This is a genomic window from Ruegeria sp. AA6 (assembly GCF_056542865.1).
In genome coordinates this window covers 41,981-62,758 of the sequence record NZ_JBQGAN010000011.1, presented here as the reverse complement: position 1 = coordinate 62,758, position 20,778 = coordinate 41,981, and the positions used below count along the sequence as shown (strand labels likewise).

At 53.9% G+C, this 20,778-nt stretch carries 17 protein-coding genes and 1 pseudogene; 14 read left to right on the top strand and 4 right to left on the bottom strand.

Going from position 1 to position 20,778, the window contains the following annotated elements; genetic code table 11:
* The first annotated feature begins 16 nt into the window (after positions 1 to 16).
* Positions 17 to 723 (top strand): annotated as a pseudogene (locus tag ACR0LN_RS13990) (IS6 family transposase).
* Positions 724 to 878: 155 nt separating this feature from the next.
* On the opposite strand, the gene ACR0LN_RS13985 reads toward ACR0LN_RS13990, so the two are convergent.
* Positions 879 to 1,823 (bottom strand): hypothetical protein, encoded by a 945-nt coding sequence (locus ACR0LN_RS13985; RefSeq protein WP_480430431.1) that lies wholly within the window; start codon positions 1,821 to 1,823, stop codon positions 879 to 881.
* A gap of 636 nt (positions 1,824 to 2,459) precedes the next feature.
* A complete protein-coding gene (locus tag ACR0LN_RS13980; protein ID WP_480430429.1) occupies positions 2,460 to 3,239 on the bottom strand; it encodes an MOSC domain-containing protein in 780 nt (259 codons plus the stop codon).
* 403 nt (positions 3,240 to 3,642) lie between these two features.
* On the opposite strand from ACR0LN_RS13980, the gene ACR0LN_RS13975 reads away from it, so the two are divergent.
* The 13 genes from ACR0LN_RS13975 to ACR0LN_RS13915 all read left to right on the top strand — a co-directional run bounded on the left by ACR0LN_RS13975 (position 3,643) and on the right by ACR0LN_RS13915 (position 17,911).
* On the top strand, positions 3,643 to 4,962 hold the full coding sequence (locus ACR0LN_RS13975; RefSeq protein ID WP_480430427.1) for an ABC transporter substrate-binding protein: 1,320 nt from the start codon (positions 3,643 to 3,645) through the stop codon (positions 4,960 to 4,962).
* 79 nt (positions 4,963 to 5,041) lie between these two features.
* Positions 5,042 to 5,989 carry a carbohydrate ABC transporter permease gene (locus ACR0LN_RS13970; protein WP_170690866.1) on the top strand — a complete coding sequence of 316 codons (948 nt, stop codon included), beginning with the start codon at positions 5,042 to 5,044 and terminating at the stop codon, positions 5,987 to 5,989.
* Positions 5,986 to 6,924, top strand: a complete 939-nt coding sequence (locus tag ACR0LN_RS13965) for a carbohydrate ABC transporter permease (RefSeq protein WP_010442361.1) — start codon at positions 5,986 to 5,988, stop codon at positions 6,922 to 6,924. Before ACR0LN_RS13970 ends, ACR0LN_RS13965 begins: the two co-directional genes overlap by 4 nt.
* Positions 6,921 to 7,109, top strand: coding sequence for a hypothetical protein (locus tag ACR0LN_RS13960; protein WP_010442360.1), 189 nt, complete (start codon positions 6,921 to 6,923; stop codon positions 7,107 to 7,109). The genes ACR0LN_RS13965 and ACR0LN_RS13960 overlap by 4 nt, the downstream gene beginning before the upstream one ends.
* Positions 7,110 to 7,111: 2 nt before the next feature.
* Positions 7,112 to 8,209 (top strand): ABC transporter ATP-binding protein, encoded by a 1,098-nt coding sequence (locus tag ACR0LN_RS13955; RefSeq protein ID WP_480430425.1) that lies wholly within the window; start codon positions 7,112 to 7,114, stop codon positions 8,207 to 8,209.
* A complete protein-coding gene (locus ACR0LN_RS13950; RefSeq protein WP_480430424.1) occupies positions 8,202 to 9,194 on the top strand; it encodes an ABC transporter ATP-binding protein in 993 nt (330 codons plus the stop codon). The genes ACR0LN_RS13955 and ACR0LN_RS13950 overlap by 8 nt, the downstream gene beginning before the upstream one ends.
* A gap of 11 nt (positions 9,195 to 9,205) precedes the next feature.
* Positions 9,206 to 10,828, top strand: coding sequence for a dihydroxyacetone kinase subunit DhaK (locus ACR0LN_RS13945; protein WP_480430422.1), 1,623 nt, complete (start codon positions 9,206 to 9,208; stop codon positions 10,826 to 10,828).
* Between the two features lie 7 nt (positions 10,829 to 10,835).
* Positions 10,836 to 11,894 (top strand): LacI family DNA-binding transcriptional regulator, encoded by a 1,059-nt coding sequence (locus tag ACR0LN_RS13940; RefSeq protein ID WP_480430420.1) that lies wholly within the window; start codon positions 10,836 to 10,838, stop codon positions 11,892 to 11,894.
* Positions 11,895 to 11,923: 29 nt separating this feature from the next.
* Complete coding sequence (locus tag ACR0LN_RS13935; RefSeq protein ID WP_480430418.1) at positions 11,924 to 12,979, top strand: sugar phosphate isomerase/epimerase family protein; 1,056 nt, start codon at positions 11,924 to 11,926, stop codon at positions 12,977 to 12,979.
* Positions 12,979 to 14,133, top strand: a complete 1,155-nt coding sequence (locus tag ACR0LN_RS13930; protein WP_480430417.1) for a Gfo/Idh/MocA family protein — start codon at positions 12,979 to 12,981, stop codon at positions 14,131 to 14,133. The genes ACR0LN_RS13935 and ACR0LN_RS13930 overlap by 1 nt, the downstream gene beginning before the upstream one ends.
* Before the next feature lie 76 nt (positions 14,134 to 14,209).
* A complete protein-coding gene (gene xylB / locus ACR0LN_RS13925) occupies positions 14,210 to 15,664 on the top strand; it encodes a xylulokinase (RefSeq protein WP_480430416.1) in 1,455 nt (484 codons plus the stop codon).
* Positions 15,665 to 15,666: 2 nt separating this feature from the next.
* Positions 15,667 to 16,623: an aldose epimerase family protein gene (locus ACR0LN_RS13920; protein WP_480430415.1), complete on the top strand. Its 957-nt coding sequence runs from the start codon at positions 15,667 to 15,669 to the stop codon at positions 16,621 to 16,623.
* Positions 16,613 to 17,911, top strand: a complete 1,299-nt coding sequence (locus ACR0LN_RS13915; RefSeq protein ID WP_480430414.1) for a cytochrome-c peroxidase — start codon at positions 16,613 to 16,615, stop codon at positions 17,909 to 17,911. Before ACR0LN_RS13920 ends, ACR0LN_RS13915 begins: the two co-directional genes overlap by 11 nt.
* 1 nt (position 17,912) lies before the next feature.
* On the opposite strand, the gene ACR0LN_RS13910 is transcribed toward ACR0LN_RS13915, so the two are convergent.
* Together ACR0LN_RS13910 and ACR0LN_RS13905 are read right to left on the bottom strand one after the other, a co-directional pair.
* Positions 17,913 to 19,421 carry a CRTAC1 family protein gene (locus tag ACR0LN_RS13910; protein WP_480430412.1) on the bottom strand — a complete coding sequence of 503 codons (1,509 nt, stop codon included), beginning with the start codon at positions 19,419 to 19,421 and terminating at the stop codon, positions 17,913 to 17,915.
* Complete coding sequence (locus ACR0LN_RS13905; protein WP_480430410.1) at positions 19,411 to 20,628, bottom strand: ROK family protein; 1,218 nt, start codon at positions 20,626 to 20,628, stop codon at positions 19,411 to 19,413. Before ACR0LN_RS13905 ends, ACR0LN_RS13910 begins: the two co-directional genes overlap by 11 nt.
* Between the last annotated feature and the right edge of the window lie 150 nt (positions 20,629 to 20,778).

Genomic DNA, 20,778 nt, shown 5'->3' with positions numbered 1-20,778 from the left:
TTCGTAGGTTTGGTCCATGAATATGCGATCGCAATTCAAGTACTTCAAAACCAGCCCCGAGATCATCCGTTTGACTGTGATGCTGTGCGTTCGATTCCTAATACCGCTTCGAAACGTAGAAGACCTGCTGCATGAGCGTGGCACCGAAGTCAACCACGAGACGGTGCGGTACTGGTAGAACCGTTTTGGCCCGATGTTCGCATCGGAAATCCGGAGGAAATTGGTCCAGCAGTTGCGGGCATACTCAAAATCGAAATTGTATGTGATGAGGTCTTTGTAAAGTTGAACGGCAAACGGCACTATCTATGGCGCGCGGTCGATCATGAAAGCGAGGTGCTTGAAGCAGCGGCCACTAAACGTCGAAACAAGCAGGCGGCATTGAAACTCCTCAAGAAATTGATGACGCGCCATGGCTGTGCAGAAGAGATCGTGACGGATCACTTCGCTTCCTACAAGGCTGCGCTTCGAGAAATGAGCGAACTCAAAAAACAACAAACGGGAAGGTGGCTCAACAACCGCGTCGAGAATTCGCACCTGCCGTTTCGACGACGCGAACGCGCGATGCAGCGTTTCAGGCGCATGCGAAGTCTATGGAAATTCACCTCCGTCCATTCCTCCGTCTACAACCACTTCTACCAGGAAAGATCGCTAGCCAGCAGAGATGCTTTCAAGTTGATATTCACCGCCGCTCTAGCCGAGTGGCGCGGATTATGGGCGGCATAAACGGCAACTCTAACGGCCTAACTGAGACTGGTTCGAATTTGTCTGACAGCACCAGCCATGCAATTGGGGAAGGTGGCGATGCGACGTTTGACGTCCGGAGCCCAAGCCGAAATGAGTGAGGTGCAGCGCGCTCAGGTTGTCTTTCGTAGTGTTTTCTACTTGCAGATAGGCAATTCCAATGGCGGTTGCTTGGGCAAGGATGCTCTCCAACTGTTTATAATCGGTTGGAGGCTGCTTTTGGGCCAGAACTTTGGTGCGCCAATTGCTTGTAGGCAAGCTGCGTTCCAATAAACCCCTGCACGAGACAGTGATTTTCCTTTTTTTACCGCCTTGGCAACAGCGTTTATGTCTTTGGATTCTGGGTAGATGTAGAGAGTCGTCGGATTCCCTTCTACAAGCGCCAAAATCTCTTTTGACGCGGACTGCGACCAGGTTGTGCAACCATTGCTGCGACCACCCGTGTAGTTCACAAGTCTCCCGTAAGGGACATAACCGTCGTTGTCTGCATGTGTGCTTCGTGGGTTTTTGAATCTACATTGCCACTTAAGGAAGACAGCGGGATGGCCTCCGATGGCGCGTTCTCGAGCATTGCTCGTTTCTCCTTCACCATCAAACAATAGGAATGTGCGGTAGAACGGCTGCGTTTTGCCGGAATGCCTGTAGTAACCTTTGAAGGACGTGCGGGTTTCAGCCGTCACATAAGCGCCTCCGGCGGTCAGTTTGGATCCTTCCGCATTGCTAAAGTTCTTCGCGCATTGCCGGCCATTCGAAAAATTGGCGCTCTTGAGTTTTCGGCCATTGCCATAGCCGGACGAAACCGCTCGAAAGGACTTTTGTGACTCGCAGATGACGTAAAACCGCTTGCCCGGATTGCCGTTTCTTGCAGTGCTGGGGCGGGTTGCATCCTTGGCCAGATAGCAGGGGTTTCTGACTTCACCTCGGCGTAGTTTTTCTATGTAAAGCGCTCGCGCCCTTTCCAGAACGATCGGCGCGATTTGCCCATCACCTGTACCCACGTGCTTTTTTAACCACGCTGGCACATCTTGCGATATCGCATCGACACGGTCGGGCAGGACGCCTACCGAGATTGCAAATGTCATGGCAGAGAGTGCGAGACGGAGTGAATTCGGTAGCAACGGGAGATCTCCTGCTAGAATGTCCTCAGGGTCAGTCTACCACAGTTCTTACGCGCGAGGATGCTGGCCAAGTGTGCGAACGAAGTTTCCTGTTGCCTGAAATCCCACTACTCGTTTTGGGAGGCTTTTCGAACATCTTGAAAAAATTATTGGGAAGTTGCTTAGGCGTCTGGACATTCGGAGATTTACTTCCAAATGAATGCCATGATCACACGTCGTAAGTTCCTGTTGGCAACCGCTTTGGGTGCTCCGTATACTGGGCGGGGACAAACGGTGACACTGAATGACGCAATAAGCGGTCTTCCGCAGTTGCAATCACGTCAAAATCAACGCGGAAACGAGGCCTTCTTCGCACAGGCCCAACAGGGCGCAGGCCTGGAAAAAGGGCAGCTAAACTGGCCTGGCTAAGACTGGTTCGAATTTGTCTGACAGCACCGCCACTCATACATGCCTCTCTTCAGTCGTGTTGTCTGATCCGGAATTGTGTCGCAATCGCCGAGTTACGCGAAATTGGCGCGGTATAATGGGCAGCCCTATTGGCTTAGCTGCAATTGGTTCAAACTTGCCTGAAAGCGACGCAGAGATTGGCTCGAATTTGTGCTACTGCGACCTCTTTCCGTGTTGGCCTACGTTTAGTATACCGCTGTCCTTCACCTCGGCGTACACACCCATATCCATGTGGCCCAAATGTTTTCGAATGAGGAACGGGATTCTCAGGTCTCGTTCGGCTGTTTCTGGGTTAACTTCAGTAGCCGCGCATCTTTTTGTTCGCGAGATCATTTTCAGCTTCACATCGCCAAACGCCAAAGTGGAGCCGATTGAATCTAACTCGGAAAACGGTGGTAGCCCGTCCAATTCAATATTCGCGCGAAACCTTGCCGGATGAATTTCCACGCTTAGCATCCTACTTAGCGCGTCGACAGAAGCTAGGTTGAGAACGGAAATAGCGTTCATCATTTTTGGCGACACAACCGAAACGTCCGTAAATCGATGTGGGTAAGAAGAGACAAACACTGGTGGCTCGGGGTCTCTCAAGCAAAGTGTGCTGTGGAGGAAATTCGCCGCCTCCATTTGCCCCTTTGGCTCTCGCATTTTGAAGCGGTGAGTTCTCTTGTCTGCCTCAATCTCCAGCAGCTGAGTTTGAGCGTCGAATTTGGTTTGGATGCCAGCCAGACGTGCTTCATTCAAAAGCACAACAAATCGGTCTTTTTCCACAGGTTTCGGATCAAGGGGGTCAAAACCTGAATTGTAGCGTGCAAAGCCGAACAGGCGGTCACCAGGAATGCCTTCTCCCGCTCGAAGGTTTATTGTGCTTAGTGGTTCCGGGCTCAAACCTTTGATGGGGTAGCGGTTCATCCGCACAATGGTGAGTTCATTCATTCGTGGGATCCTGATTTGTCGAGTTACTCCCGCGGTGGGGCTAGCAAGCGCCCTTCAAGCTAATCCACTCCAGCTCCTCGGTTGAACGGCAAGTATTTGGTTTTGGCACCATAAGAGGTGGGTTCGGGTTGGCAATCAAAAGCCGTCTGCGCCCTGACTTGAAGCTTAGACCCGTTAGATTTCGAATACCCTCTCCCTTTTTGCATGATGAATCTTAGGAGGCGGGATGCGGTGATGTATATAATAAAAACAATTTACTATTGGTCGTTGTTGAGGTGATTTTAGCAGTTCTGAGGTACGAACCTCAAAAATTTCTGGACTTGAGGTGCGTACCTCAAATAGCCTTGGAGCTATGCCGCGATTCGCACATCCTCGGTTGACGGCGCAAAAAAGGGAGGAATGGATGACTTACTCAAAACTGGCCTCGGCCAGCGCAATAGTCCTTGCCGCTACTACTCTTTCTACCAAGGCAAATGCTGAAGATCTGACACTATGTTGGGCTGCATGGGACCCGGCCAACGCGCTTGTCGAGCTATCAAAGGAATTCGAAGCAGAGTCTGGCCACACAATGAACTTTGAGTTTGTGCCTTGGCCAAACTTTGCAGCTAGGATGCTGAACGAACTGAATTCTGGTGGCAGGCTTTGTGACCTGTTGATCGGAGACAGCCAGTGGATCGGTGGTGGAGCTGAAAACGGCCACTACGTTAAGCTGAATGATTTCTTCGATGCAGAAGGTATCAGCATGGACGACTTCGCGCCGGCCACAGTCTACGCTTATTCGACGTGGCCCAAGGGCACACCAAATTACTACGCGCTGCCTGCGATGGGCGATGCGAATGGCTGGTTCTATCGCAAGGACTGGTTCGAAAATCCCGATATCCAAGCCGCGTACAAAGAGGCAACTGGTCAGGACCTGCGCGAGCCTCAATCTCAGAAAGAACTCTTGCAGATCGCGCAATTCTTCCAAGGTCGTGAGATCGACGGCAAGACAGTTTATGGGGCGGCAATCTTTACCGAGCGCGGCTCGGAAGGGATCACCATGGGTGTGACCGGAGCACTGTATCCTTGGGGCTTCAAATACGAAAACACACCGGGTTCGTATGACATGGAAGGCGCCGTAAACTCACCGGAAGCGGTTGAGGCTCTGGAATTCTACAAGGAGTTCTACAAAACGGCGACACCTCCGGGATACACCAACTCTTACATGGGTGAGAGCTTGGACGCCTTTAAGTCCGGCCAGGTTGCCATGGCCATGAACTGGTTTGCGTTCTTCCCGGGTCTCTATGCCGATCCCAATACCGGCGGTGACAAGATCGACTTCTTCGTGAACCCACCACAAAATCAGGCGGGTTCAACGCTGGGCGGACAAGGTATTTCTGTTGTCAGCTATTCTGACAAACAGGACGCCGCACTTGAGTATATAAAGTGGTTCGCGCAGCCAGACGTTCAGGCCAAATGGTGGGAACTGGGCGGCTACTCGGCGCATAACTCAGTGCTGGAAGATCCTGGTTTCGTGGACAGCCAACCGTTCGCCGGTGACTTTCTGGAAGCTATGGCTGGTGTGCAGGATTTCTGGCAAGAGCCTGCCTATGCGGAACTCTTGCTGGCCATGCAGAAACGCATACACGACTACGTGGTTGCTGACCAAGGTACCGCTCAAGAAGCGCTTGATCTTCTGATCGAAGATTGGACGGAAGTCTTCGAAGACGAAGGCAAGCTATAGTCCGGACACAGGCAGGAGCGGGTGCAATCCCGCTCCACCTTCACCCGTGAGTCCGAAACCAACAAGAACTGGCAAAGAGATGTCTGACAGGACCGTAGATCGCGTTGCGCAGGCAACGCCCGAGCGAGTTGCGCGAAAAATCCGAGGATTATCCGACCGCGCGATCGCCTGGATATTCATCTCCCCAACGATTTTTCTATTGCTGGCGATCAATATCTTTCCGTTGATCTGGACCATCCAACTGAGCTTTACCAATTACAAGGCCAACCGGATCGGGCGTGAAGTCAAAGATGTCGGGTTCAGGAATTACGAGCGTATCCTGACGGACTCGGACACCTGGCTGAACATGCAGGCCACTGCGCATTTCCTGTTCTGGACGATCTTTTTCCAGGTTTTGATCGGGTTCACGCTGGCATGGTTGATCAACAAAAAATTCAAAGGCAACGATCTTTGGACTACGATCATCGTGCTGCCGATGATGCTGTCTCCGGCGGTTGTTGGAAACTTCTGGAAGTTCCTGTATCAACCTCAGATCGGCCTGTTCAATTACATCGTGTCCTGGTTTACCGGCAAGGACCCATCGAGCTTTGAAATGCTAGGATCAGTCACGTTGGCCCCATGGGCGATTGTGATTGTCGACACCTGGATGTGGACCCCCTTCGTGATGCTGATCTGTCTGGCCGGTCTGCGCAGCATTCCCGATTACATATACGAGGCGGCTGAGATCGACAGGGCCAGCAAGCTGCGGCAGTTCTTTACGATTACCATCCCGATGGTGCTGCCGTTCCTTATGTTGGCGGTGCTGTTCCGGGGAATTGAGAACTTCAAGATGTTCGACCTAGTGGTTCAGCTAACTGGCGGTGGTCCGGGTTCTGTTACGGAACTCACCTCGATCAATCTAAAACGAGAGGCGTTTGAAAAGTGGCGTACAGGTTATGCCTCGGCCTATGCGATCATCCTTTTCGTCACCGTGTTCGGCCTTGCGTCGATCTACGTTAAAGCCCTGAACAAGGTGAAACAGAGATGAGCAGTTTTTCCGTCACTGAACCTTCGAACCGGTCCAAGTGGATCGCCGGGTTTCTGGTCATCACTTATGCGCTGATCACGATGATCCCGCTGGTTTGGATTTTGCTGACTGGCTTCAAGTCCCCGGCCGATGCGATCAGCTACCCGCCCAAAGTCGTCTTTGACCCAACGCTAGAAGGCTATGTGAATCTCTTCACCACACGTACTCGGCAAACGCAGGAGTTTCTGGAGGCCAACCCGCCGCAGAACTGGGCCGATGAGATCGTCCGCCAATATGACATGGTGATTGTGGGGCCATCAAAGTTCGGCGAACGCTTTATGAATTCGGTTATCATCGGATTCGGCTCGACGTTCTTGAGCATCTTCCTTGGTACGCTGGCCGCCTATGCGTTCAGCAGGTTCAAGGTTCCGCTCAAGGATGACCTTTTGTTCTTCATCCTGAGTACCAGGATGATGCCCCCGGTCGCTGTCGCCATCCCAATCTTCCTGATGTTCAGGAACCTTGGGCTGAGCGATACGCATCTGGGAATGATCCTGCTCTATACGGGTGTGAATATCTCGCTCGCTGTTTGGTTGCTGAAAGGGTTCATCGACGAAATCCCGCGGGAGTACGAAGAAGCGGCGCTGATCGACGGATACACCCGTTTTCAGGCATTTTACAAAGTTGTGCTGCCACAAGCCGCCACAGGCATCGCGTCAACTGCGATCTTCTGCCTGATCTTCGCTTGGAATGAATACGCGTTTGCCGTGCTGCTGACATCCGCGAACGCTCAGACCGCGCCGCCTTTCATTCCAACCATCATCGGTATTGGTGGACTGGATTGGCCTGCAGTTGCCGCTGGCGCAACGATCTTCCTAATCCCCGTCATGATTTTCACCATCCTGATGCGCAAACATTTGCTGCGTGGGATCACATTCGGAGCCGTACGCAAATGAGCGATTTTCTAACCGGATTGATGCGGCTCCGCCGCGGCCCGTGGGAGATGGTCGCAACCATCCTTATCGCACTGGGTGTCTTTATGCTGATGCAGCCCTTTGTCCTTTGGGCTTTCACTTACTCTTTCATCGTCACGCTGATCGGAACCGTCATGTTCATCATCGTCAGCCATTTCCCGGAGTAGAAATGGCCCAGATCGTAGTCAAAAACGTAAAGAAGATGTTCGGTGATTTCACGGCTGTCCGCGAAAGCTCGTTCACAATCGAGGATGGTGAGTTTTTCATGCTGCTGGGCCCATCCGGCTGCGGAAAGACGACGACGCTGCGGATGATCGCAGGGTTGGAGCTTCCAACGTCGGGCGAAATCTATCTGGACGGTGAAGAGATCAGCCAGCGGCCACCATCAGAACGAGACATTGCCTTCGTGTTCCAGATGTTCGCGCTGTATCCGCACATGAACGTGCGCAAGAACATAAGCTACCCGTTGATATCGCAGGGCATGCCGCGTGCTGCTGTCAAAGCCAAAGTAGAGGAAGTCGCAGGAATTCTGGGGATCAAGGACATCCTCGATAGCCCGGTAGGTGGACTGTCAGGCGGCGACAGGCAGCGCGTGGCGCTGGGTCGCGCGATTGTCAGGGAGCCCAAAGCCTTCATGATGGACGAACCTCTTGGCGCATTGGATGCTGAGTTTCGCGAGCATATGGCCGAAGAACTACGCGCCCTTCATGATCGCATGGGTGCAACTACGGTGTATGTCACACATGACCAGTTGGAAGCCATGCAGATGGGCGACAAAATCGTCGTGATGAACAACGCCGTAATTGAGCAGTTTGGCACACCTCAGGAAATCTACGACAAGCCAGCGACGATGTTTGTTGCGGATTTTATCGGGTCTCCTTCGATGAACTTCCTGCCGTTTCAGGGAAAGGTCGAGCCTGGTTCGGAAATGGTACGACTGAATGGCCATGACGAAGCCGTGCCCAAACTGATGGAAGGGGCGGAAGGTGACTTGGTTTTCGGCGTTCGCCCCGAGCACGTTTTTCTATCGGATGCGAGCACCTACCGGGCCAAAGTACTGGCCGCAGAATATTTGGGAACCACCCAGATCGTGACGCTGCAAAGCCCGAACGGAGAGCTGAAAGCCCGGATTGATGCGCGCGAAACCGTTAATCCCGGCGAGACAGTGGGATTGGAGTTCCGCTCACCCGCAGTAACCCTATTTGACAAATCTACCGGGCGCGCGTTGAGGTCTGCCCTAAACGACGAGGTACTAAGCAATGGCTGAAGTCGTTTTGGAAAACATCTCGAAATCCTTCGGCAATCTCAAAGCAGTGGATGATATCTCAATGACGATCCCCAACGGGGCCTTTGTGGTGTTGTTGGGCCCGACAGGTGCAGGAAAAACAACGACACTGAGATTGATATCCGGACTTGAGAAACTGGACTCAGGAACGGTGCGCATTGCCGGGCGTGACGTTGGATTAGATACACCTGCCCAACGCGATGTGGCGATGGTCTTCCAGCAATACTCGCTGTACCCGCATATGACAGTGCGCGAAAACCTGTCTTTCCCTCTGCGTTCGCCGATCCTGAAGACGCCAGAGGATGAGATCACGAGGAAGGTCAACGAAGTCGCGGACATTCTCCAGATCCCGCACAAATTGGACAACAAAGCCACCGAACTGTCTGGCGGCGAAATGCAGCGCGTTTCAATCGGGCGGGCGCTGGTGCGCGATCCACAGATTTTTCTCATGGACGAGCCACTTAGCTCGTTGGATGCCAAATTGCGTGCGGACTTGCGCGTGGAGTTGAAAAGAATCCAGGCAGACCTTGGTTCCACCCTATTGTACGTAACCCATGATCAGGTCGAGGCCATGACGATGGCAACGCATATTGGCGTGCTGGAGGAGGGCAGGTTGGTGCAATACGGCACGCCTCGGGACATCTACGAAAACCCGCGCAGTGTTTATGTTGCCAGCAGGTTGGGGTTGCCGCGGATCAACATTCTGCCATCCGAATTGTTTGGAGGGGATCACAAAGGCCCTCAGATTGGCTTGCGTCCAGAGAATATCGTGCAAGGTGAGGGCAGTGATGCCCGTGTTATTCGTGCCGAACACCTGGGGGACCAAACGCGATTGCACCTGGATTTGAACGGCCATTCGGTCGTGACCTTGATCGATATTCATCAGGATTACCCCGCAGGGCAAACGATAAAAATACGCCCTCACAACCCATTGTATTTTGACGCCTCTGGCGCGCGCGTGACTTAAGGAGCAAAAGCATGGCCCAGTTCCTCAACACAAAAGAAACCCTTGTAACAGAGGCGATAGACGGCCTTTTGGCGTCTTCCGGCGGCGCATTGACCCGATTGGACGGCTACCCGCATATCAAGGTGGTTTACCGCTCGGACTGGGACAAATCGAAGGTGGCTTTGGTGTCTGGCGGCGGGTCTGGTCATGAGCCTGCTCATGCGGGCTTTGTCGGGGCTGGCATGCTGACAGCAGCCGTGTGTGGAGAAGTGTTTGCATCACCCTCAGTCGAAGCGGTTCTTGCGGGTATTCTCGCTGTGACTGGTGAGGCGGGGTGTTTGCTGATCGTCAAGAATTATACGGGCGATCGGTTGAACTTTGGGCTAGCGGCGGAGCGTGCCCGTGCTTTAGGGCGCAAGGTTGAGATGGTCGTGGTGGATGATGACATCGCCTTGCCAGACCTGCCGCAGCCGCGCGGTGTGGCGGGGACCTTGTTCGTACACAAAATTGCAGGCGCGCTCGCCGAAAGCGGTGCTGACCTGGACACCGTCACCGCCGCAGCGAGACGCACCATAGCCAAGGTCGTCAGCATCGGTATGAGTTTGGACACCTGTACCGTTCCGGGGTCTCCGAAAGAGGACAGGATCGCGCCGGGCAAAGCGGAGTTAGGGTTGGGTATCCATGGCGAACCGGGTGTCGAGCAGGTGGATTTTGCGAACGCGGTTACGGCTATGTCCACCATCGTGGAAAAGTTGAAACAACGGGTTAGCTCTGGGGAATGTGTCGCGTTGATCAACAACCTTGGGTCGACAACGCCATTGGAAATGTCCGTTCTGACACATGCATTGTCCGAAACCGGGTTGGCCCGTCATGTCATTGGACCTGCGCCAATGATGACATCGCTAGACATGCACGGGTTTTCTGTTTCTGTGTTGCCCGTCAGTCAGGGCGAATTGTCGGCCCTTGAATCTCCGGTCGCTCTGGCGGCATGGCCTGGCGTCAACGCGGTCGGCCCAATTCAAGTTGCGCCGCTGCCCGATGGCTTGACCCCAATTGATCCTATTCCCTCGAACAATCCAGCCACAAAGGAAACAATTACGCGTTTGTCCGAATTGCTGATTAATGCCGAGAAGGACCTGAACGAGTTGGATGCCAAATCCGGCGATGGCGATACTGGCAGCACATTGGCAACAGCGGCACGGGCATTGCAGGGTAGTCTGGACCGAATGCCCCTTGCAGATTTGACGCAACTCTTCCCGGCTTTGGGTAACGAACTCAGCCAGACAATGGGCGGTTCTTCAGGCGTAATACTTGCCATCTTCTTCAATGCTGCAGGAGACGCCTGTGCCAGCGGCGCGTCAATCCCGAAATCCCTTGTGGAAGGTTTGAACCGCGTCAGCCAGGTTGGCGGGGCCAAAGTTGGGGACAGAACGATGATCGATGCATTGGCACCCGCGCTGGACGCTTTGCCCTCGGGTTTGGCCCAAGCTGCAAAGGCGGCGCGCGCAGGTGCGGACAGTACCGCGAATATTCACCGTGCCAAGGCCGGTCGGGCCGCCTATGTTCCCGCGGAAAACCTGATGGGAAACAACGATCCTGGCGCTGAAGCCGTCGCCTTGCTGTTCGAGGGGTTGGCGCAGGAAATCAAAGGCTGAACGATTCGTGGAAGATCAAAAACACAAACTAGAATTGGTGAATAAACCAACTGTGAATGACATCGCGCGTGTTGCGGGTGTTAGCCTGGCAACCGTCGATCGGGTCCTAAACAGGCGACCGGGCGTTCGCGCCGTAACCGTAAAAAAGGTTCAACAGGCAATCGATGAGCTTGGCTATGTCCGCGATACTGCTGCAGCCAATCTTGCGCGACAGCGTGTTTATAACTTTTTGTTCGTCCTGCCAGATACGGACAATGAGTTTGTTGAAGCGCTCAGCAAGCAAATTTTAGAACAATCACGCGATCAGTTCATCGAGCGGACAAGGATGAAAATTCAACGGGTGGCTCCGTTTGATCCCCAGGAAATAGTCGAAATTTTAGATGCTTTGGACAGCCGGGATGTCGATGGTGTCGCCGTTTTCGGCCCGGAAACACCTTCTGTGCGCGACGCTGTGAAAAGGGTCCGGGACAAAGGCGTTCCGGTAGTGGCTTTGGTGTCCGACCTTCCCAGTTCGGACCGCGACCATTTCGTTGGCATTGACAACGTATCAGCCGGTCGCACGGCTGCTCAACTGATGGGGCGCTTCGTGCATCGCAAGGGCAAGGTGTTGGTCCTGACCGGCTCGCGCTTGGCTCGGGATCATTTGGAACGACGGCAGGGTTTCGATCTTGTTATTGCCGAAGATTTTCCGCATCTCGAAGTTGTGGCGTCGGTCGAAGGTCGCGATGACCCCGAACTGATCTACAAGATAATGCCCGAGATTTTTGAGACCTACCCAGATCTCGTCGGGATCTACTCTTCCGCCGCAGGCAACGCCGGACTGATCCAATTTCTATCAGACAGCAAAATCAGTAAAGATCTGGTGATTATTGCCCACGAGCTTACGCCGCTTAGCCGCGACGCGCTAAGCCGTGGAACATTTGATGCGTTGATCTCACAAGACTCGGGGCACCTGGTACGATCTGCGGTCCGCCTGCTGCGTGCAACGTCAGACAAGGTTCCTTTCAACAAGGCACAAGAACGCATCCGCATCGACATCTATCTGAAGGAAAATTTGCCGCCATAGAGGCGTTGGTATTTTGGGGAGGAGACATTATGAAAACGATAAAAGGCCCGGCGTTGTTTCTGGCTCAGTTCGCTGGAGATGAAGCACCTTTCAACTCGTGGGATGCCATCACCAAATGGGCGGCGGACTGTGGGTACAAAGGCGTTCAGGTGCCCAGTTGGGACGGCCGGTTGTTTGACCTTGAAATGGCCGCCTCAAGCAAAGACTACTGCGACGCGTTCAAGGGACAGGCCCAAGAGAACGGCGTCGAGGTTACTGAGTTATCCACGCATCTTCAGGGCCAACTTGTCGCTGTGCATCCCGCATACGACACCGCGTTCGATGGCTTCGCCGCCGAAAGCGTCAGGGGAAATCCAAAAGCCCGTCAGGAATGGGCGGTGGATCAGGTTAAGAAGGCGCTGTCAGCCTCAAAGAATCTAGGGATTTCAGCGCACGCAACGTTCTCTGGCGCACTGGCCTGGCCTTATGTCTATCCCTGGCCGCAACGCCCCGCTGGCCTCATCGAAACGGCCTTTGATGAGCTTGCCAGCCGCTGGGTCCCCATCCTGAACCACGCGGAAGACTGCGGAGTGGATGTGTGCTATGAAATCCATCCGGGCGAAGACCTGCATGACGGTGTGACTTACGAGATGTTCCTTGAACGGACGGGCAATCATGCGCGTGCGTGTATGTTGTACGACCCGTCGCACTACGTCCTGCAATGTCTCGACTATCTGGACAATATCGACATCTACAAAGACCGGATCCGGATGTTCCACGTCAAAGACGCTGAATTCAATCCGACAGGTCGGCAAGGCGTCTATTCCGGATATCAAAGTTGGGTTGATCGTGCCGGGAGGTTCCGATCGCTTGGTGATGGCCAAGTGGATTTCGGTGCGGTCTTCTCAAAGATGGCGGCGAATGACTTTGATGGTTGGGCAGTTGTCGAATGGGAATGCTGTCTGAAACACCCTGAGGATGGAGCGCGTGAAGGCGCTCAATTTGTGTCCGATCACATCATCCGTGTGACCGAGAAAGCCTTTGATGATTTCGCTGATGGTGGCGCAGACGAAGCGGCCAATCGCAAAATGCTGGGGATTGAGTGATGGTCACAGGACGTAGTGAAGAAACCTCTGGTCGTATTCGACTTGGAATGGTTGGCGGCGGAAACGACGCCTTCATAGGCGGTGTTCATCGCATAGCCGCGCGACTGGACGACAAGTTCGAGCTGGTTGCCGGTGCCTTGTCTTCTACGCCAGAAAAATCTCTTGAAAGCGGACGGGTATTGGGGCTCGAACGGGTCTATGAAGACTTCAAACAAATGGCGATAAGAGAAGCCCGGCTGAAATCCGGGATCGAGGCGGTTTCAATCGTCACGCCTAATCACGTTCACTACGCCGCCGCGCGTGAATTCCTGAAGCGCGGAATTCATGTGATCTGTGACAAACCACTCACCTCGACCCTTGCCGATGCAAAAAAGCTGGTCAAAGCCGTGGAAAACTCAAACGCGCTGTTCATTCTGACCCATAACTACACCGGCTATCCAATGGTTCGCCAGGCGCGTGAGATGGTCGCCAATGGGGAGATCGGCAAAATTCGCGTAGTTCAGGTTGAATATCCGCAGGACTGGTTGACCGAGCAGCAGGATTTCAAGCAGGCCGAATGGCGAACCGATCCTGAGCGTTCGGGCGCAGGGGGATCAACAGGCGACATCGGAACCCATGCCTATAATATCGCCTGCTTTGTGACAGGCTTAAAGGCAGAAAGCCTCGCGGCTGATTTGCAGGCCTTTGTGCCGGGGCGCAAAGTCGACGACAACGCGCATGTCCTGCTGCGGTTTGACGGTGGCGCGCGTGGGATGCTGTGGTCCTCTCAAGTTGCACCCGGCAACGAAAATGCCCTGCGATTGCGTGTCTATGGTGAAAAGGGTGGGCTTGAATGGGCGCAGGAAGACCCGAACTATCTTTGGTTTACGCCCTATGGCGAACCAAAGCGCCTGATCACCCGAAATGGGGCCGGTGCAGGAGATGCAGCAAGTCGGCTGAGCAGGGTGCCCCCCGGCCATCCCGAAGGGTATCTAGAGGGGTTTGCAAATATCTACAGTGAAGCTGCGGATGCCATAATCGCGTTTAGAAGTGGCAAACAACCTGATCCGTCGGTGATCTATCCAACCGTTCAGGATGGATTGAATGGCGTCAGGTTCGTCGCAGCTTGTGTTCAAAGCTCGGCAAGAAATGCGGCTTGGGTTAAGTTGGAATAGCACGACAGTCGCCTTGACACGGCATCTTCCATGATTAATTTTACCAACTAAAATAAAACTCGAAGGGTGGCGCCGAATGTATCTTGGGTTGGATTTGGGAACGTCGGGCCTCAGAGGCATATTGATCGATGAATCCGGTCACGTCGTCAGCGACGCAGAAGCTGGCATTTCTACTTCGACGCCAAAACCAGGTTGGTCAGAGCAGAACCCATCAGATTGGATCAACGCGTGCGCTAAGGTTGTTGCTAAGCTACGTGCGGATAACGAACTGGCATTCGCAAAACTTCGCGGCATTGGTCTGAGCGGGCACATGCATGGAGCGGCACTGCTGGATGCTGATGGAGAGGTCCTGAGACCCTGCATACTGTGGAACGACACACGGTCGGCTGACGAGGCAAAAAGGCTCGATCAAACGCCACAGATGCGGATCTTATCGGGGAATATTGTTTTCCCCGGATTCACCGCACCAAAACTGGAATGGGTGCGGTCGCACGAGCCTGATGTGTTCTCAAAAACAGCTAAGGTTCTATTGCCGAAAGACTATCTGCGTTTTTGGCTGACGGGTGAGTACCTATCGGACATGTCAGATAGTGCCGGTACATCATGGTTGGCCGTTGATAAACGGCAGTGGTCAGAAACGGCGCTGGGTTTGGGGCACATGCGGTTGGACCAAATGCCTCGCTTGGTCGAGGGAAATGACCGGGGCGGTGAACTGAAAACTGAGTTGCGGGAGGCATGGGGGCTTTCTGGCCCTGTCGTTGTGGCGGGTGGCGCGGGTGACAACGCTGCGGCGGCTTGCGGTATTGGGAGCATTCAGGACGGCACGGGATTCGTGTCGTTGGGCACGTCCGGCGTTCTTCTTGTCGCTCGGGATGCCTATGCCCCTGCGCCTGAAACTGCCGTACACTGCTTTTGCCATGCTGTGCCCGAAATGTGGATTCAAATGGGGGTCATACTCTCGGCAACAAACAGTATGAATTGGCTGTCGCGCAATCTCAACGCGCCTGTTGAAAAATTGGCGTCGATGGTACCTGAGAGCATTGTCGGACCGTCTTCGATTACGTTCCTGCCGTATCTTTCAGGCGAGCGAACGCCACATAACGACAGCCAGATTCGGGCAGCTTTCTTGGGTGTGGACGTCGCATCGGAACCCGCTGATCTGACCCAATCTGTGATGGAGGGCGTCGCCTTTGCTATGCGGGACTGTCTTGAAGCCTTGAAGAGCACAGGAACCGCGCCAGCCAAATTGGTGGCTGTTGGAGGCGGCGCACGATCGAGGTTCTGGTTGGAAACGCTATCGACCGTATTGCATGTGCAGCTTGACGTGCCGAAAGGCAGCGAATTCGGAGCGGCCATGGGCGCTGCGCGTCTCGCAATTTGTGCGGCCAACAACGCAAATCCCGACGACATCATGACACCGCCAATAATTCAGGAAAGCATCGAACCGCGCAGCGATCTGGTTGAACCATATGAAAGCGAGTACTGTCGATATCGGCAATTCTATAAGGCGCTGGCGCCCTTGGCGGTTTGATTATGCCTGAAGTGGGAAAACCTTCTCGCGTCGAAACGGTTATGCTGATCGATGGGGGCATGCGGGCCTCGATTTTGAACTACGGGGCGATCACACAGGGTTGGTGGCACAAGGACGTACCGCTTATTTTGGGGTTCAATGACCCAACCCAGTACTTCACCGATTCAACATATATGGGTGCAATTGTCGGACGTGTTGCGAACCGGATCGGCGGCGCTCGATTTGAGTTGGCAGGGGCAGAATTTGAGCTTAGCGCCAATGAGGGGGAAAATACTCTGCATGGGGGAGCAGACGGACTTTCCAAGCAATTCTGGAACCTTGAGCAGACCGCATCAAATGTAGCGGTATTGCAATACCATTCACGCGACGTGGAAAACGGTTTTCCGGGCAATGTCTGGATTGAGGTCAGCGTAACGCTTCGGTACCCAAAGTTGATCTACACGCTAACAGGGCATACTGACCGCCCTACGCCGATTAGCCTTGCACAACATAACTACTATACATTGGGCAGCTCAAAGGGTGTTGACGAACACAAACTGGAACTCGCCTCAGGTAGGTACTTGGAACTTGACGAACAAGGGGTTCCGAATGGCGCGGTGTGCTCGACCAAGGACACCGAATTGGATTTTTCTGCGCCGAGATCGATCGGGCATGTTCCAAGGGCGATCGATCAATATTTCTGCTTTGACCAAGATCGCGATCCGGAAGATCCGGTCGCGAAACTCACCGCGCCTTCAGGTCTTTCTCTGGCTGCCTATTCTGACCAACCCGGAGCACAGGTTTATTCGGGTGCCCAACTGGCGAAACCACTACGCGGTGCAGCTGGTTTGTGCATAGAGCCATCAGGGCACCCGAACGCGTCCAATATTCCTTCGTTTCCATCGATCATTTGCACGCCCGAGAGACCGTACAGGCAGGTTCTCACACTCGAGATTTCGGAAGGTGGCAATGAGAGTTAGTTTATTCATTGCCACCATCAGCCTATTGATCGCTGGTACAGGCGCCAATGCTCAGAAGCTTGGACCACCTCCGACATTCCTTGAACCCGATTTCGACCGCGTGGAATTGGGACAGTTGCTTTTCTATGACCCGATTTTGTCCGGCAACAAGAATATCAGTTGCGCGACCTGCCATCATCCCAGGCTTGGCACGTCGGATGGCCTTTCGCTTGGAATTGGGGAAGGCGGCAAGGGTTTGGGCACTGAACGCACGCTGGATCCCAGGAATACCCCGGAACAACGCATCCCCAGAAACTCACCTGCGCTTTGGAATCTAGGCGCTACGGAGTTCACGACGTTTTTCCATGATGGACGTCTAGAAGCAGATCCCACGCAACCATACGGGATCAGAACACCTTTGGGGACACATATGCGGCCCGGTTTTCAATCGGCATTGGCAGCGCAGGCGATGTTCCCGGTTCTTTCGCCAGACGAAATGGCCGGTCATTACTCGGAAAATGACGTCAGTACAGCGGTTCGATTGGGGCTATTGACGCAACAAGACGGCGCGTGGGATCTGATTGCGGCACGTGTTGCCGCTGTCCCAGAATACAAACAGCGCTTTGATGGCATTACGTTGGGTGGCGAGATCTCATTCACGGCCATTGCAAACGTGATCGCAGATTTCATCGCATTCGAATGGCGCGCCGACAACAGCCCCTTTGATCGCGCGATGCGAGGCGAGGGCACATTATCCGAAGACGCCGAACTTGGCATGAATCTGTTTTATGGCAAGGCGGGGTGCAGTGCCTGCCACGCAGGCTGGTTCCAGACGGATCACAAGTTTCATTCGATTGCCTTGCCGCAAATCGGGCCCGGAAAGGCCGCGCGGTTTGAGAACCATGTTCGCGATGATGGGCGAATACGTGTTACAGGTCGTGTCGAAGATGCGTACGCGTTTCGCACACCGTCTCTCCGCAATGTAACGCTGACCGCGCCTTACGGGCACAATGGTGCTTTTGCACGGCTCGAGGACATCGTGCGCCACCATCTGGACCCGGTCTCGTCCTTGCGAAACTACACGGTGGACATGGCCTTGTTGCCAGATTTTCCGGGCTCTGAAGACGAAACTCCGTTGCTGGATCAGCAACATCTCGACGCCATAGCGAAAACCAACAGTTTGCCAAAGGTTAGTTTGACGGATCAGGAGGTCGACGCGCTTTTAAGTTTTCTGGCAAGCCTTGAGGACCCGGCGCAGAGACTGGGAGTGCCGGCCCAAGTTCCGAGCGGTCTGCCGGTAGATCAATAAGTCAACGGTGCAATTGGATAATCTGGTTCGGCACGACGTCCTGCCATGTACTTTCTTCTCCATCCGGCCAGATCATCCTAAGCCGCACTTTGGTTTCGTGTCCCAAGCCGAAATGATGATATCCGGCCACGCCACCAGCATGTCCGCCGCCAATTGTTATTTCACGTGTTTGCAAACCTTGCGTGGTTTGAACCTCGACAAATCCCCCGACCGCCGCATGGTTGGGTTTGTCCTGAACAACATCAACCAATAGCCAATTGCCGCCCGTTGAGATATTTTGACTGACGTCAAGTTTTGATCCTCGGTTTACAACCACCAGATCGAGCCTCCCATCGTTGTTCAGGTCTGCTAGCGCGGCACCGCGAGACTTCGCCATCGAAGCAACACCAGCCTCTGCCGAGGCTTCGATAAAGTGACCTTCCGAGCGCTGAACCAAAAGGTTGTTTGGGTCGTTCAGGGCGGCATCCGGCATTTGCTCGACATTGCCTTTGGTCACGAAGATGTCGTCTCGGCCGTCATTGTTGACGTCTCCAAACTGTGCGTGCCAGCCGGTCGACGGCCTTCCGTCATTGCCGATATGCGGTCTGTGGGCAGTTGTGCCTTTTTCGTAGGTCGCATCGCGCCACGTCGGGCCGTTGGCATCAGGATCAAACACCTGAAGCTTCTGGTCACCCATGGAGGTCAGATAAACCTCGGGAAAGCCGTCGCCGGTCAGATCGCGGGAGGCAATACCCATACCCCAGATCGAATAAGGCAGCCATCCGTCTTCGGATGAGTACAGCCGCGGCTCATGTTCCATCGCCCATAGCTGTTCTTGACCATTGCGCACATAATAGTGGCGGTCATTACTGACACGAAGGTCCGCACGTCCAGTTCGCGCCCAGTCGGAAAACAGAATGGAAAGCGAACAGTAGCTGGGTTCTAGCTGCTGGGGGGCGCCGTAGCTGCCCCCGTTCGGGCGATAGAGTAGGGTTGGTTCGCAGGATTCAAACGGGCCTTCCGGGTCGAAGCGATCCACGTAAGTTCCAAATGCCAAAGTTGGCAAATATTGGTCGTCTTCCCATGTGGCCGAGAACCCAGTGGTCCAGCGATCCTCGGAACGGAACTTGATGTTTTTGAAGGGACGGAACTGACAATCCAACTGTCCTTGAAGCAGGACATCTTCGCCCACGCGCAATATGGCCAGATCCATTAACCCGTCGCCGTCAATGTCCAATGGGTAGGCGCCGGTTACTCCGGTTAAGGACAGCTGATCCGGTGTCTCAATGTAAAAAGAAACCTCGGTCTCAGAAGTGTTTTTGAACAGCTGAGATCGATTGGACCCGCCCGCTACAAACAATTCGGGTAACGTGTCTCCGTCACAATCGAAGACCGCTACTCCGCCGCCAACAAAGTGCTCCCAACCGCCATCGTAGATATGAGCGGGCACGTCGACAGTTTTGAATTGAGGCTGTGTATCGGCATCTGCAGCTGACACAAGAACGAGTAGTGCCGCAATTTCAGGACGCATTCGACGCAAGCTCCTTTACCTTCAGGATCGAGACCTGCTCGATCCCGTACGCGGCCGCACCTTTGGCCCACATCAGATCTCCCCAGTGATGCACTTTGATTTCAGGCAAGGGTGCGTCGACATTCACCACGCCATTTCGAATGCGCGTCATAACTTCTGCTGAGCAGAGGTGTTCAAAGCTCATTTGCGCGCCTGATACAATGATGCATTGAGGATCGAACAGATTGATCAGATTGGACACTCCAAGACCAAACATCTGACCCGCACGTGCAAGCACCGAGGCGGCTCTATCATCACCGGAATTGGCTCGAGTATGGATGTCCGAGACCGTTTGCATGTCATCGGCCTGCCCCGTGACGGTCATTTCCCGGATTAAGGCATAATCTCCGACATAGGCCTCCAGGCATCCACGTTGCCCGCACTGGCACAGAGCGCCGTCGAGTTGCACTTTGGTGTGCCCAAACTCGGCTCCGCAGCCTCTTTCACCGCGGTAGAGTCTGCCGTCTAAAACGATGCCGAGGCCAACACCATGCTCGATCGTGACAACAAGAAAGTTCTTCAGCCCTTTGCCTAGCCCAAAAAGCTGTTCGGCTTTTGCAACGAGGTTGGCGTCGTTTTCCACGAAGGCAGGGCAGGGGAGCTCTTTTGCAAGTAAAGGGCTGAAATCAAAGTTTCTTTCGGTCACCGAAGACGACCAGTGGACAAAGTTTCTAGCCGCATCGATCTGCCCAGCCAATCCGATTGAAACGCCAGCCAAGTGACCGATTGAAAGGCCGACCTGCTGGCACGTGCCTTCAAGGGCCATGCGAATAGTCGAAACTAGGTTTGCTGGCAACATTCGGGCGTCTTCAAGCGGGACCTTGTGCGACGTCACCTCGTTCCCTTCAAAATCCACGAGAATGACCGAGATCATCTGGCGTGCAATCTTCAGACCTGCGACAAGGAACGACTGGCCGTCCAATTGCAGCAAAACCCTGGGTCGTCCTCTTTTTCCCGACTTTGACTTTGCTTCGCCTTCAATCTCTTTGATCAGCCCCGCCGAGATCAGATCTGCCGTCGCTGAGGTGATCGTGGCAGGACTGGTTTCCAATGCGGACGCGATATCGATCCGTGACACGGATCCCTTGCTTCTTATCTGTTCTAACACCCGCAAGCGGGTTGCGTTTCTTTGGTCCAAGGAAACCACAGACGCTTTGCTTTTCAGCATCTTGCCCTCGCGAATCTTACTCTGAACCCAACTTAAGTGAATTTAGAGGTGTCTTGTAGGCTAAATATTTTACTGACTGAAATAAATATGCTATTCAGAATTGGGAGAGCCGCGAATCGAGAAATGATGGCTCGGCAAATGGGAGGAAAT

Excerpts from the sequence above, each read along its gene's own strand:
- ACR0LN_RS13910 (WP_480430412.1), bottom strand. The coding sequence starts at position 19,421 with ATGCGTCCTGAAATTGCGGCACTACTCGTTCTTGTGTCAGCTGCAGAT.
- ACR0LN_RS13960 (WP_010442360.1), top strand. The coding sequence starts at position 6,921 with ATGAGCGATTTTCTAACCGGATTGATGCGGCTCCGCCGCGGCCCGTGG.
- ACR0LN_RS13985 (WP_480430431.1), bottom strand. The coding sequence starts at position 1,823 with ATGACATTTGCAATCTCGGTAGGCGTCCTGCCCGACCGTGTCGATGCG.
- ACR0LN_RS13930 (WP_480430417.1), top strand. The coding sequence starts at position 12,979 with ATGGTCACAGGACGTAGTGAAGAAACCTCTGGTCGTATTCGACTTGGA.
- xylB (WP_480430416.1), top strand. The coding sequence starts at position 14,210 with ATGTATCTTGGGTTGGATTTGGGAACGTCGGGCCTCAGAGGCATATTG.
- ACR0LN_RS13955 (WP_480430425.1), top strand. The coding sequence starts at position 7,112 with ATGGCCCAGATCGTAGTCAAAAACGTAAAGAAGATGTTCGGTGATTTC.
- ACR0LN_RS13915 (WP_480430414.1), top strand. The coding sequence starts at position 16,613 with ATGAGAGTTAGTTTATTCATTGCCACCATCAGCCTATTGATCGCTGGT.
- ACR0LN_RS13905 (WP_480430410.1), bottom strand. The coding sequence starts at position 20,628 with ATGCTGAAAAGCAAAGCGTCTGTGGTTTCCTTGGACCAAAGAAACGCA.
- ACR0LN_RS13935 (WP_480430418.1), top strand. The coding sequence starts at position 11,924 with ATGAAAACGATAAAAGGCCCGGCGTTGTTTCTGGCTCAGTTCGCTGGA.
- ACR0LN_RS13945 (WP_480430422.1), top strand. The coding sequence starts at position 9,206 with ATGGCCCAGTTCCTCAACACAAAAGAAACCCTTGTAACAGAGGCGATA.
- ACR0LN_RS13950 (WP_480430424.1), top strand. The coding sequence starts at position 8,202 with ATGGCTGAAGTCGTTTTGGAAAACATCTCGAAATCCTTCGGCAATCTC.
- ACR0LN_RS13965 (WP_010442361.1), top strand. The coding sequence starts at position 5,986 with ATGAGCAGTTTTTCCGTCACTGAACCTTCGAACCGGTCCAAGTGGATC.
- ACR0LN_RS13920 (WP_480430415.1), top strand. The coding sequence starts at position 15,667 with ATGCCTGAAGTGGGAAAACCTTCTCGCGTCGAAACGGTTATGCTGATC.
- ACR0LN_RS13980 (WP_480430429.1), bottom strand. The coding sequence starts at position 3,239 with ATGAATGAACTCACCATTGTGCGGATGAACCGCTACCCCATCAAAGGT.
- ACR0LN_RS13970 (WP_170690866.1), top strand. The coding sequence starts at position 5,042 with ATGTCTGACAGGACCGTAGATCGCGTTGCGCAGGCAACGCCCGAGCGA.
- ACR0LN_RS13975 (WP_480430427.1), top strand. The coding sequence starts at position 3,643 with ATGACTTACTCAAAACTGGCCTCGGCCAGCGCAATAGTCCTTGCCGCT.